This is a genomic window from Mucilaginibacter sp. UR6-11, assembly GCF_020880695.1.
Lineage (GTDB): Bacteria > Bacteroidota > Bacteroidia > Sphingobacteriales > Sphingobacteriaceae > Mucilaginibacter.
In genome coordinates, this window is record NZ_JAJIWO010000001.1 from 298,618 (window position 1) to 312,514 (window position 13,897).

Here is a 13,897-nt window from a genome sequence, read left to right on the forward strand (position 1 = left end):
TATTTCAATGAATATCAAGACCGATCGTACCCAATTGGTACGCATATTTCTCCTCCTTATTTTCTGCCTGGCCGGTTCCTCCTGCCGGAAGTTCGTCGACATCAAAAGGACCAGTACCCTGAGAATCATCGAGACGACGGATGACTGCCAGCAGATCCTGGACTATTATAATACAATGAACCTGAACGACCCCAGCGACGGGGAGGCCTCCGCCGATAATTCTTATCTCAGTGACGCGGGCTATAATTCCAGTTCGCTTCAATCGGACGACCGTAGCTTTTATATATGGGACCCGGGCGCGATCAGGGCGACTGCGGGAACGCAGTACCAGCCTAGTTATTATGTGATCTATACGGCGAACCTGGTGCTGGAGAACCTGGACAAGCTAAAGGGCACCGCCGCTCAGCAGGTGTTGGACAATATCCGGGGGCAGGCGCTGTTTTTCCGGGGGTTTCGTTTCTGGGGCCTGGCGCAGCTGTATGCCAAACCTTACAGCGCCGCCACCGCGGGGCAGGACCCGGGCATCCCCATCCGTTTGGGTTCCGATATCAATGAAAAATCCACCCGGGGGACGGTGCAGCAGACCTATGCGCAGATCATCAGCGACCTGAACCAGGCGGTGAGCTTATTGCCGGCTACATCGCCTTCGGCCACCCGGCCGAACAAGGCGGCGGCCTATGCCATGCTGGCGCGGGTGTACCTGTCGATGGAAGACTATGGCAACGCGCTGACCAGCGCCACGGCGGCCCTGCAGCTGAACAACCAGTTGATGGATTTCAATACGGTGAGCACCAGTTCGAACACCCCTTTTCCCCGCTTCAACAAAGAAGTGATCTTCCAGGCCATCCTGAGCCGGGTTCCTGCTTTGAACCCCGGTAGCGCATCAAGCAATATCGCGAAGATCAACCCGGTACTCTATGCCAGCTACGCTTCATCAGACCTCAGAAAGACCATCTTTTTTAAACCGAATTCGGGTGCTAACGCGGGGACCTACCGTTTTACGGGCAATTATGAGCCGGTGACCTCGGCCTCTTTATTTGACGGACTGGCGGTTGACGAGCTATACCTGACCCGGGCGGAATGTTATGCCCGGGCGGGCAATGTGACCGCCGCCCTAACCGACCTGAATACCTTGCTCCGGACGCGCTGGGTAACCGGGCAGTATGTGGATATGACGGCAGCCACGGCCGACCAGGCCCTAGCCATCATCCTGACGGAGCGCAGGAAAGAACTGGTGATGCGTGGGCAGCGTTGGACGGACCTGCGGCGGTTAAATAAAGATTCGCGCTTTGCTGTTACGCAAACCCGCACGGTGGCCGGGCAGACCTATACCCTGCCGCCGAACGACCTGCGGTACACTTTGCTGATACCGAACGAGGTGATCGTCAGTTCGGGCATCGCGCAAAACCCCAGGTAAACAGCTAAACTAAAGCGCCGGCTGTGCCGGCGCTTTTAAGACAAAACTATGAAAATAAAAAGAACAATATTCATCCTCGTGCTAGGATCCCTATCCGCTTTGCCGGGTTTTGCCCAGGTGAAAGATACCCTGGCTTATCATAAGCCGCTGTTTGACTTCGATTATGATAAGCCCGTATTTGAGCTGGACAGCAGCCAGTTGCATAACCAAAATCGTTTTCTTCGTTTTATCGCTTTGTCCGGTTACCGGGAGGGTGTTGAACAGGTTCATGGCGGATGGACAAATTGGGAAGCTACAGTGGATCAGGAACACGGTACTACCCGGTTTTACTGGATCAACCTGTCTATCCAGGATATCCTGACCAACCGGTTTAGTCCGAATATTCCTTATAACCACGTGATCCTGGAAGTAAGAGAGCCGTCGAAATACCGTTATGATCCCAGCTATGGTGATAAAACAGACTGGATGCGCAAAAATGCGTGGTGTATTGAACTCATGCTCCCTTATGCTTCCTCTCAGGATTTTTCAAAGACCTTAAACGAACAACTCGCCCAGGCATTCCAGGTGAAATTCAGCAATAAAAAACGGATGGTCAATTCCCTGGTACTGGTACGGACTTCTCAGGTTGATAAACTGAAGTCGGCCGGCGGGCCCCCGGTCAACGGAGATAAAGGGGTCTTTAGAAATACCAGTGTAAAATGGCTCGGGCCATTGCTGGATAAAGCCGGTATGCCGCCGTTCTCCGATGAGAGCGGGTACGCGGGCGCGGTAGATATGAATTTAAATATCAAAGACTGGACAGACCTGGCGGCCTTACGCAAGGCCTTACAATCATACGACCTGGACCTGAAAGAAGAACCCAGGATGCAGGATATGGTCGTGATCACAGAAATAGCACAAAACAAATGAAGATAAAAAATATAATCATACTGCTGTTCGTCGTGATGGCAACTCAAAGGGCAGCTGCTCAAACCCATTCCGAAGCCAACCGGGACATGCTGAAAAAGCAACCCGCCTTCCGGATCGGGGAAATGCTGCCTGATTTCAAATTGAAGGTCATCAACGCGCCGCAAACAGCGATGCATACGGGCCAATTTAAGGACCGGCTGCTGATCATCGATTTCTGGGATACCAATTGTGGCGCCTGTATCGAGGCCATGCCTGGAATGGACGCCCTGCAGAAACATTTCAGCACCCGAATTAAGATACTGCCGGTAACTTATCAGAAAGACGATTTCATTCGCAATTTCTGGAAAAACAACAGGAATACGAAGAAGCTGGACTTAGCTGTCGTTGTGGAGGACCAGCTTTTATCCCCCTATTTTGAACATGCTACATTTCCGCATGAAGTCTGGGTTTATAAGGGCAAAGTGATCGCGATCACGACTTCAGCATATGTGAACCAGGCCAATATCGAAAAAGTATTGAGCGACGCTGCGGTTAGCTGGCCGGTCAAAAATGATTTTTTTGCTTTTGATATCACGCATCATCGGTTATTTAATACCGATCCCAGACAGATCGATACCACAGCTACATTCCTGAAATACGCGGCGGTCGCGGACTACCGGGAAACAGACGGTGCATCGGACGGCGGAGAGTACAACCCGCCGGTGATCGTCAGAGATAAAAACAACCACACGGTTAGGGTGAGCCTTCTAAACCGCGGAATCCTGGATATATATATCAACGGCCTGATGGGCACGGGTAACTTCGGTAAGCTGGTAATGCCTACCGATGTGCGGCCCCAGGAGCAGGTACTCTGGGAAACTGGCCAAAGATCAATGTATGCCTATGATAAAGCTTCGGTTATCCCCGAAGGCGACTGGAACAGGGAGCATGCGATCTGTTTTGAATCGGTGAACCCCGATACCGGCCAAAGCGACGAACAAGTTTACAAAACGGTGATCGCGGACCTCGATAGATTGCTAGGCCTTCACGTGCGGTTTGAAAAGCGCATGGAAAAAGTCTGGATTGTTGCCAGGACCGGCGCGCAAGAGAAGTTTTTGAACCGAGCAAACGTACCCTATGAGCGTGCTGTTGGCCTAGGGGAATTCATGTATCAGGTGAATAATCCAACAGGGCACCCCTATGTTTTTAATGAAACCGGGTATAAAGGGCAGGGAGTGATGGATCTGCAGATCAGCAACTGGGGAGATCTGCCCGCTCTTCGTAAAGCCATCGCGCCCTATGGTTTATCCATCAAAGAAGAGGAAAGATCAGTCGACCGGCTGGTATTCTCGGAAGTCGACGGTAGTTTAATGGTCGACGGCAAAATGATCGCTGAGGCCAAAGCCAAACGGGCCGCCCAGAAAGGTATGCCGGACCCCCCGGAAGAAGCCGGCCGACTGTTTATGCAAGCGAATAAAACTGCTCCCGGCGTAGTGACGCTTCCTTCAGGTTTACAATACAAGGTCATTAAAACGGGCACGGGCAATAAACCCACTTTAAATGATAGCGTTCAGGTCCATTATAGCGGGACGCTGGTCAACGGGAAGATCTTCGACAGCACTTATGAGCTGGGAAGACCGACTAAGTTCAAAGTTAACGAACTTGTCAAGGGGTTTGCCCAAGGATTGCAATTAATGCCGGAGGGCTCTCTGTGGGAATTTTACATACCAGCAGAACTAGGTTACGGCAGCCATACGAATTCGGGGCAGTTGCCGCCGAACAGTACGCTGATATTTAAAGTAGAACTTCTTAAAATCTTACCTGAAAACAAATGATCGATCATCCTAATAAAGTTATCTTAACCATTTTTTTCCTGCTGATGGCCGCAGGGGGCGTGTTCGCGCAAAGCCCGGCCAAAGATAAGAACTGGCAAAACCTGGATTTGCGCCAGGACAGCGTGTTCGGCATCAGCACCGAGCGGGCGTACCGGGAACTGCTGAACGGAAAGAAAGGCATCCCGGTGATCGTTGCGGTCATTGACGGAGGTGTGGACATCAGCCACGAGGACCTCAGGAATGCGATCTGGACCAATCCGAAGGAAGTCCCGGATAACCATAAGGACGATGATAAGAACGACTATACCGACGATGTGCACGGCTGGAATTTCCTGGGCTCAGAGAAAGGCAGTTTTTTAGTAGATAACGCCGAGATCGTCCGTTCTTTAAGAGTTGAAATACAAAAGGACCCGGCTTCAAATACCGTTGCCGATCTCCGGCAGCAAATACAGCGAAAAAGAGAGGGCATGATCAGATCGCTGGAAAAAAGCAACGAGCGGATCAGCGTATTAAAAACCATCCTGGAAAAGATGGGGAAAGAGCACCCGACATTAAATGAGCTGGAGGATTTCAAATACAGCAATGAACCGGAGCTCAATATGTTGGTTTACATTGTGAAAACAATGAAAGCCACGGGCCAGGATTTTGCGGCCTTCAAAGAACAGCTGGAAGATCAGAACCGATCCTATCAAAACCATGTCGATGTGATCTACAATATAGACTGTAACCCGAGGGCAGACCAGGCCGGTCAGCAACCCCATCACGGCAATGGCAACGTACAGGGGCTGAAAGGCATAGAATCGCTTCACGGCACGCATATTGCCGGGATTATCGCCGCCGGCAGAAATAACGGGATCGGGATCAATGGTGTTTGTAGTTCGGCAAAGATCATGGCGATCCGGACGGTACCTATAGGAGAGTACCTGGATCAAGATATGGCCGATGCCATCCGGTATGCTGCCGATAACGGCGCCCGGGTGATCAATTTGAGCATCAATAAAAACAGCTCACCGGAAAAAAAGCAGATCGATGATGCCGTCCGGTATGCGTTGGATAAGGATGTACTGATCATTCATGCGGCCGGTAATAACGGCAAAGAGGATGAGCTGGAATATCCTAACCGGAACTATACTACAGGAACCCAGGCCGCAGCCTGGATCGAAGTCGGGGCCTCGGGGCCTAAGGATGACAAGACCCTGCAGGGCTGGTTCTCCAACTACGGAAAAAACACCGATGTATTCGCACCCGGCGTAGGGATTTATTCCTGCATTCCGGGTAACGGGTACAAAGTGGAAAGCGGGACGAGTATGGCGGCGCCGGTAGTTGCGGGCCTGGCAGCCCTGATCCGGGAATATTACCCGAAGCTGACGGCGGTGCAGGTGAAGGAGATCATCATGAGATCGGTCATCAAACGGGAAGTATTAAAAGATAAATGTATCAGCGGGGGCGTCGTCAATGCGTATGAAGCCCTGAAGCTGGCCCAGACCTTTTAAAGCGATGAAAAACTATCTGAAAATTGTCAGGATCGACGAGAACTCGGTCATTCCCAAGTACCGGCAGATCGCAGACGCGATTCTGCTGGGGCTGGAGGAAGGCCTGATCGTCAAAGGCGATGTCCTGCCCTCGATCCACGAGTTTTGTGTGGGACTGGACGTCTCCAAGAATTCGGTCGAGCGGGCCTACAATACCCTGAAATCCCAGGGCGTGGTCGGTTCGATAAAGGGCAAAGGTTTTTTTATCAGCGGTACACAAACGCAGCCGTTACACAAGGCGCTGGTGCTGCTGGATCAAAGCCAGGTACACCGGATCAATATCGCAGCCTTGTCAGGTATCGTCAGCCGGGAAACCCGTCTCGATTTTTACAATTATTCGGCGAACAGTTTTGTACTGCCGGAGAATGTTAGGGACTATGAATGGCTGATCATCCTCAGCAACGAACAGGATGAACCGCATTTGATCGCCGTCTGAACGGGGAATAGATCATGTACAGGAATTCCGGGCAATATCAGCCTGTAGACCATTACATGTGTAGAAAAATCATATATCCACTTAAAATTTAAACCAAAGAATTTAAAACCAACCAGCAGAAAGAAACAAGTTGGGATACTTTCGTTGATCGCCGTTATCTTATCACTGAATGCCTGTAAAAAGGAGACCACTACTTATCAACCAACGGCTGACCTATACGTTGTCAACGCCACCGTTGCTACCGGGGCCATCAAAGTCACCCGGTGTTCCCGGCGTTAAAGGTTACTATTGGTCCGGCGCAACTGCCCAGTCTGCCGCTTCGGTTGCGTCTGGATGCTTCACCGGCAAAAACAAATTGTCCGTGGTTAGTTCGACGGATACCACGAAAGTTTTATTTAGCAATGCGCTTAACCTGACTTCGGTCAATACCCTGTATCTTGCGAATAAGGCACCCAATATTGACACCGTTTTCCGTAACGAAGCCAGTCTGCCTTTTATCAATTCGCGGTGGTCCAACCGGACAGTTCGATCTATATCCGCTTTGTGAACATGTCTCCGAACAGCCCGGCGGTCAACATCAATATTAAGACAATAACCACCAACGAAGTGAGCGCGCTTTCGTACAAAGGGATCAGCGGTTTCAAAAAATATCCCGCCGCCGCGACAACCGGCACTTATATTTTCGAAGGCGTAAGCAGATTAACGGAAAAATGAACAAATGAATAGCTGGAACAGGAACCGTTCCAGCTATTTCGTTTAAATCTAATCCTACAGGAGTGTGATAAAACCGGAAAGTACTTAAGAAAGCTCATGAAAGTTGAGGCAGCCCGGTTCGTAATTTTGTAAATAAAAAATGATAAGTAAGATATCAGGGATCGCGATTATCTGTTTAGGTTTATGGGCCGGACCGGCCACAGCTCAGGTGACCCGGGTTCCTTTTGAAATGAATGGCAGCCGCATGTTCCTGAAGGTTCGTGTAGGACAGTCTGACTCCCTGCGTTTTATGTTTGATACCGGGGGGGGCGAGGGTGTCCTGATCGATTCCCTGACCGCGGAGCAGGCCGGTGTCAGCCGGACTGACCGCAAAAGCACTGAAGCGGTCGGTGTAGGCGGCGCTCAGTCTGCCGTATCCATCCCGCACCAGGACATCTTCCTTTCGAAGAACCTTCCGCTAAAAGACGTTGAACTGACGCTCATGAACCTCGGCCAGATGAATACCGGTTCAGCTACACCTATCCGGGGAATCATCGGTTATGACCTTTTTCACCGGTATATCACGCAAATCGATTTTGATCAGCGCCAACTCCTCCTCTATGAGGACATCCGGAAAGTAGATACCGCTGGCTACAAAGTCATTCCATTTGAATTTAAAGAAGGGATCATGGTCCCGCGCATTCCTGTCACAATAACCCTGGCCGGCGGCGAGCAGCTGAGTGGCAAGGCGATCTTTGACTCAGGAGCCAATATCAACCTGCTGATTTTCGCCCCGTTCAATAACTATTATGGACTTGGTGCCAAAACCGGCGCCACTGCCGCTTTACCAGGCAGGGGACTCAACCAACCGACCCGCGACCTGCGGGCATCGGTCAAAGCCATGGATATCGGCGGCTTTCATTTTGGCGGGGATATCCCCGTCCGCATCAATGTCGATGTAAATGCCGGGCAAAACAAAGAATACCTCGGTCTGCTGGGATTCCAGATGATCCGGCATTTCAACGTCATCCTTGATTATGCGAACCAGGTGATCTACCTGAAATCCAATCACGTTCTCAATTAACCTTTATATATGATGAATTATTATAAGCACCTATTTGCCGGCTTGCAGGCCTGTATCCTGACCGTCGCCGTTCAAGCGCAAAACGCACCGGCGCCTTATGGCGCATTGCCGTCTCCGCGACAGCTCAGGTGGCATGAAATGGAAATATACGGCCTGATCCACTATACCCCCGCGGTGTTCCAGGATGCCGAACGCGGTTATGGTGATGCCGACCCCTCTGTTTTCAATCCGACCGGTTTTGACCCTTTGCAGATCGTCCGTGCAGCGAAAGCCGGACACTTGAAAGGGATTATTTACGTTACCAAACACCACGACGGGTTCGCGATGTGGCCAACCCGTACATCACCTTACAATATCAGCAAAAGCATTTGGAAAAACGGAAAAGGCGACGTTGTCCGGGGTTTTCAGCAGGCCGCTCAAAAGGAAGGGCTGAAATTCGGGATCTACTGCTCGCCCTGGGACCGGAATAACTTGAACTACGGAACCCCGGCCTATGTCGAAGATTACCGCAGCCAACTCCGGGAGCTATATACGAATTATGGCGAACTATTCATGAGCTGGCATGATGGCGCCAATGGCGGGGACGGTTATTACGGCGGCAAAAGGGAGGAACGCAGAGTAGATCCCGGCACTTATTATGACTGGTCCAACACCTGGAAGATTACCCGGCAAATGCAGCCAAACGCCGTGATCTTCAGCGATGCCGGGCCCGACGTGCGTTGGGTGGGTAACGAGGACGGGCATGCGCCGGAAACCAGCTGGGCGACGATCAATTCGATCAGTACCGACGGCAGGGCGCCCATGCCGGGTTTCGTAGACACCAAAAACCTCGGCAGCGGCGATCGTAACGGAAAACAGTGGATACCCTTTGAAGCCGATGTTCCCCTGCGCCCGGAGTGGTTCTACCATGCCGTGGACGATGACAAGGTGAAAACGCCGGAAGAGCTTTTTGAAATTTATTGTAGTTCGGTCGGCCGAGGAGGTTGTATGGACCTGGGGCTGTCGCCCAATCTGACAGGCGTACTCCATCCGCATGATGTCCAGGCCCTGACCGGTTTCGGGCAATTGTTGACTGCCGTTTTTAAAGATAACGTGGCAAAGAAAGCGCTGATCACGGCTTCGAATGTCCGGGACCAAAATGCCAAAGCCTATGGTACTGCTCAACTAACCGACGCGGACCGCTACAGTTACTGGGCGACCGATAACAACGTCCACCAGGCAGCGCTGGAATTAAAATTTAAGAAGGATACGCGCTTCAGCCTGATCCGCCTGCGCGAAAACATCAAACTCGGGCAAAGGATAGACAGTGTAGCCGTGGATGTTTTCCGGAACAACCAGTGGGAGAATATTTCCCATGCGACGAGTATCGGTTCGTGCCGCATCATCCGACTGACTAAACCTGAAACTGCTGACCGGATGCGCATCCGGGTTTATGCGCCCGTTTGCCTGGCTTTAAGCGATGTCGGAATCTTCCTGGAGCCGGCCTTTCAAACCACAGATCAACGACATGATTAGCAACTTATACCGGAGCTGTATGGCCGGATTAGGGGTGCTGTGCGCAGGTTTATTATACGCACAGGACAAGAACGAGCAATTGACCACCATCCCGAATGCCTTGGTTAAACAAAATACACTGATCCGCCAAGCGCCCGATCTGACGGTGCCCCCGACTTTTGAACAAAGCCGCGCGAAATTGCCCGAACCGCTTTGGCCCGCAAGGCCGAAGGTGATCAGTTGCTACTGGAAGACCTGGGAGCTGGCCTTTGGCAACCTGCACGCGGCCAGCCCCGCGAACCATTTTATCGCCCCCTATATCGATCCGGCTTTTAACGGGTATATCTTTATGTGGGATACCAATTTTATGGCATTGTTCGGCGCTTACGGGCACCGGGCCTTTAACTTCCAAGGCTCGCTTGATAATTTTTACCATACCCAGCATGCCGACGGCTATATCTCCCGGGAGATATCCGAAGCCGATGGCTCCGAGTTCTTTGAAAAATTCAACCCGTCGAGTACGGGCCCTAATGTGCTGCCCTGGGCGGAATGGAATTATTTTGAGCGCTTTCAGGATACGGCCCGTTTAAAAACCGTGTTCCCGGCCCTGGTGGCCTATGACCAGTGGTTCCGGACCAACCGGTCCTGGCCCGACGGCTCTTATTTTTCCAGCGGCTGGGGCTGTGGTATGGACAACCAGCCGCGCGTACCTGACGGCTTCAGTCCGGAATTCAGCCCGGCTTTTATGTCCTGGGTAGATATCACCTTACAGCAGCTGTATGCCGGAAAGCTTTTACTGAAAATGGCCGCTGCTTTGCACCGCGAGGCGGATGTACCGGATATCAGGGCAGAGGTAGCGGCATTGAGTGTTTACGTTCGCCGGAACCTGTGGGATGAACGCACCGCTTTTCTGTATGACCGTTTTCGCGACGGTTCCCTGTCCAAAGTCAAAAGCATTGCGGCTTACTGGGCTTTGCTGGCGGAGGTACTGACACCGGCCGAACAGCAACGTTTTATCGCGCACCTGGAGAATCCGGCAGAATTCGCCAGACTGCACCGGGTACCGACGCTGTCGGCCGATGATCCGGCTTTTAATCCCGACGGCGGTTACTGGCGGGGCGGGGTCTGGGCGCCGACCTCTTACATGGTGCTACAGGGCCTGACGGCGAATCACCAGGACTCCCTGGCCTTTGAGATCGGTTATAACCATTTGAATAATGTGGTCCAGGTTTATCAAAAGACCGGGATGCTTTGGGAAAATTATGCACCGGACAAGGTACAAGGTAATGATACCAAAAACCTGGTCGGCTGGACCGGTCTCGTCCCGATCTCCGTGCTCTACGAATACGTGTTCGGTCTGCGCGCGGACGCGCCAAGAGATACCCTGACCTGGGATATCCGCCTGACGGATGCCTTCGGGGTAAAAAAATACCCCTTCAAACACGACGGACTGATCGACCTCTGGTGTGCGCAAAGAAACCATCCAACTGATAAACCGAAGATCCGGATCAAAACCAATACGCCTTTTACCCTCAAACTGATCTGGGCCGGCGGCAGCGAGACCCGGACCATTATCCCCCAATAAACCTGAACACCGTGAGCAAGAAAATATATACAAAATTAATTTTATCCATCATCCTGATCCTTGGTTCAGGTGCCTATGCCCGAACGAGGCGCGCCGCGGAGCCGGTTGACCAAAAGGTCAACGCGCTGATCCAAAAAATGACCATAGGCGGAAAGGAGGGGAAAGTTCGCCGGAAACAGAACATTAAGTTTGAGGGGTCTTTAAAACCATCAGATCATGAAGAACTTAAGAAAAATTTTAATTGTAGCGGTTTTGTTCAGTATCCGCACCGCGGTGCAGGCCCAGCAGATGCCTGCGGAAATGGTCAGCGCCATTGAAAAAGATGATACGACCCAACTGGGTAAGCTGATCAGCAAAGAAAATGTCAATCAATGTTACGGCTATTACAGCGTTTTATCGCAAACGGTCCGGGCGAATGCCGTCAATTGCTTTAACTTGGTGATCGGGAAGGGGGCCGATGTCAACTTAAGTTGCGCCGGCTACGTGCCGCCGTTGATGCATGCCATCAAATACGGTCACCTGGAGATGGTGAAGGCACTGGTCGCTAAGGGGGCGAATGTGCATTACCGTTTAGAGAACCAGATCGACCTGCCGGGCGGCGGACCGGAAAAGGGCGAGACGCCTCTATCCTACGCGGTTAAATTCCAGCGTACGGAAATTGAAGCCTATTTAAGGTCGATCAACTAAGGCGACGCATCCTGGGCTGACCATGAAATTAACAGTTCAACTACTGGGCGCTTTGACGGGCGTGGTCATGATGGCCGCCGTCGTCGGGCAGCCGCGCCAGGCTGGCGCGGTCAAAACGGACTGGCTCGTCCGTCCGGTCAGGATAAAAGTACAGGTGCTGCGGAGCACTGACGGGAAAGACCTCATTTTAAATAATGGCCTGCTCAAAAGGGTGTTCCGTATCTCGCCGAACCTGGCCTGTTATGACCTGGTCAACCTGGGTACCGGAAGACAGCTCCTGCGCGCCGTACGCGAGGAGGCCCGGCTGACGATCGACGGGCGGTCTTACGCGGTCGGGGGCTTGCGCGGACAGCCGGAAATGGCCTATCTCAAACCCGCCTGGCTGGATCAGTTGCGCACGGGGCCCGGAGACTTTCAATATACCGGTTACCAGGTTAGCGCGATCCGCCCGGAACTGCACTGGAAGAAAGATTTCTGGGCGCTTTCTTCGGCTCCCGGCACGGGCCGGCAACTGTCCTTTTTCTTTAGGCCCTCAGCGCCGGAACTCGATGGCCTGTCCGTTCAGGTCAACTACGAATTGTACGATGGTATCCCACTAATGGTGAAATCACTGGTTCTGAAAAATAAGGGAAAGAAAGTATTCAGGCTTGAGCGGGTGGTCAGCGAGGTGCTGGCCATGGCTGAGGAAGAAGGCGCGGTCGGGGATGACAGTACGGCGATCACGCCGCCCAAAGGAATGTACATCGAAACGAATTACGCTTTTAACAACGCGATGGTCTATCCGTACAGCGACCAGACCACGCACTGGCGGACAGATCCGGCCTATACTTCCCAGGTCAGTTATAACAAAAGGAACCCTTGTTTGCTGGAGGTTTACCCGGGCGATGTCACCGGCATCGAATTGCGCCCCGGCGAAATTTTCCAGTCGGTACGTACCCATGAACTGCTGATCGACAGCTATGACCGCGAACGCCGGGGCCTGGCTATCCGGCGGATGTACCCCAAAGTAGCGCCCTGGGTAACGGCTAACCCAATCTTTATGCACCTGGTGAGCGAAAATGATCAGCAGGTCCTTACTGCTATTGACCAGTGCGCTGCTACGGGCTATGAAGCAGTGATCCTGAGTTTTGGCAGCCACTTAAATATCGAAGACACCACGGCCGCCAACCTCCGGCGATGGCAAAATATGGCCGCTTACGCGCACCGTAAGGGGGTCAAACTGGGTTGTTATTCTCTGTTCAGTTCGCGCCATGTGAGCGACCGGGACGATGTGATCGATCCGAAAACCGGGAAACCCGATGTGCACGCGCTCTTCGGCCAGGCGCCTTGCTTCGGCAGCAGCTGGGGGCTTTGGTACCGGGATAATATCAAGCGTTTTTTCAGTCTGACGGGCTTTGATCTGTTTGAGAACGATGGCCCTTACCCGGGCGACCTCTGCGCTTCTACCACCCATCCCGGTCATCAGGGTCTGGGGGATTCCCAATGGCAGCAGATCGGGATCCAGAAAGAACTTTACCACTGGCTCAATGAAAGGGGAATTTATATCAACTCCCCGGATTGGTACTTCCTGGATGGTTCGAACAAGATCCAGATGGGCTATAAGGAATCCAACTTTCAACTGCCGAGGGAACAGCAGCTGATGTTGAACCGGCAGAATATTTATGATGCCCTTTGGGAAAAAACAACGTCGATGGGCTGGGGTTTTGTGCCGCTGACCGAATACGGCGGAGGCGGCCCCGCCGCTACGATTGAGCCTTTGAAAGAACACCTCCGTGATTACGAGCAGTTAATGATGCAGTATTACGGTGCCGGGATCCAGGCCTGTTACCGCGGCCCGCGGCTCTATGATTCCGAACAAACAAAACTGATGGTTACCCGGGTCATTAACTGGTACAAACGTTACCGGGATATCCTGAATTCCGACGTCATTCACCTAAGAAGGGCGGATGGCAGGGACTGGGACGGGATACTGCATGTCAATCCCTCCCTAAAGACCAAGGGCCTGGTTATGCTGTACAACCCGCTTCAATCGGCTATAACTCGCACAATCAAGTTGCCGTTATACTACAGCGGCTTAACCCGTGATGCGCGGATCAGGGAGCAGGAAGGAGTGCCACATACCTACAGGTTGAACCGGGATTATACCGTGCAACTGACCTTTCACATCCCCTCAGAAAGTTATACCTGGTTCGTTATTGAATAAGTACTGCCGGACGCTTACCACACCTGTACCGCCTGCATGAGAA

The 13,897-nt window shown here is 52.2% G+C and carries 11 protein-coding genes; all 11 read left to right on the top strand.

What is annotated here, in order from left to right; genetic code table 11:
* The first annotated feature begins 7 nt into the window (after nucleotides 1–7).
* The 11 genes from LJ658_RS01435 to LJ658_RS01485 all read left to right on the top strand — a co-directional run bounded on the left by LJ658_RS01435 (nucleotide 8) and on the right by LJ658_RS01485 (nucleotide 13,854).
* A complete protein-coding gene (locus LJ658_RS01435) occupies nucleotides 8–1,417 on the top strand; it encodes a RagB/SusD family nutrient uptake outer membrane protein (RefSeq protein WP_230544672.1) in 1,410 nt (469 codons plus the stop codon).
* Between the two features lie 48 nt (nucleotides 1,418–1,465).
* Complete coding sequence (locus LJ658_RS01440; protein ID WP_230544673.1) at nucleotides 1,466–2,326, top strand: DUF3738 domain-containing protein; 861 nt, start codon at nucleotides 1,466–1,468, stop codon at nucleotides 2,324–2,326.
* Nucleotides 2,323–4,140, top strand: coding sequence for an FKBP-type peptidyl-prolyl cis-trans isomerase (locus tag LJ658_RS01445; protein ID WP_230544674.1), 1,818 nt, complete (start codon nucleotides 2,323–2,325; stop codon nucleotides 4,138–4,140). Before LJ658_RS01440 ends, LJ658_RS01445 begins: the two co-directional genes overlap by 4 nt.
* A complete protein-coding gene (locus LJ658_RS01450; RefSeq protein WP_230544675.1) occupies nucleotides 4,137–5,633 on the top strand; it encodes a S8 family serine peptidase in 1,497 nt (498 codons plus the stop codon). The genes LJ658_RS01445 and LJ658_RS01450 overlap by 4 nt, the downstream gene beginning before the upstream one ends.
* A 4-nt stretch (nucleotides 5,634–5,637) precedes the next feature.
* Entirely contained in the window at nucleotides 5,638–6,108 is a 471-nt protein-coding gene (locus LJ658_RS01455; protein WP_230544676.1) for a GntR family transcriptional regulator, read from the top strand.
* Between the two features lie 549 nt (nucleotides 6,109–6,657).
* Complete coding sequence (locus LJ658_RS01460) at nucleotides 6,658–6,822, top strand: hypothetical protein (RefSeq protein ID WP_230544677.1); 165 nt, start codon at nucleotides 6,658–6,660, stop codon at nucleotides 6,820–6,822.
* 139 nt (nucleotides 6,823–6,961) lie between these two features.
* A complete protein-coding gene (locus tag LJ658_RS01465) occupies nucleotides 6,962–7,885 on the top strand; it encodes an aspartyl protease family protein (RefSeq protein WP_230544678.1) in 924 nt (307 codons plus the stop codon).
* 9 nt (nucleotides 7,886–7,894) lie between these two features.
* The gene (locus tag LJ658_RS01470) at nucleotides 7,895–9,400 is read left to right on the top strand and encodes an alpha-L-fucosidase (protein WP_230544679.1); all 1,506 of its coding nucleotides are present in this window, start codon (nucleotides 7,895–7,897) and stop codon (nucleotides 9,398–9,400) included.
* 19 nt (nucleotides 9,401–9,419) lie between these two features.
* On the top strand, nucleotides 9,420–10,964 hold the full coding sequence (locus LJ658_RS01475; RefSeq protein WP_230544680.1) for a trehalase family glycosidase: 1,545 nt from the start codon (nucleotides 9,420–9,422) through the stop codon (nucleotides 10,962–10,964).
* A 216-nt stretch (nucleotides 10,965–11,180) separates the two neighbouring features.
* Entirely contained in the window at nucleotides 11,181–11,651 is a 471-nt protein-coding gene (locus tag LJ658_RS01480; protein ID WP_230544681.1) for an ankyrin repeat domain-containing protein, read from the top strand.
* A 22-nt stretch (nucleotides 11,652–11,673) separates the two neighbouring features.
* On the top strand, nucleotides 11,674–13,854 hold the full coding sequence (locus tag LJ658_RS01485; protein ID WP_230544682.1) for an alpha-galactosidase: 2,181 nt from the start codon (nucleotides 11,674–11,676) through the stop codon (nucleotides 13,852–13,854).
* Nucleotides 13,855–13,897: the final 43 nt, after the last annotated feature.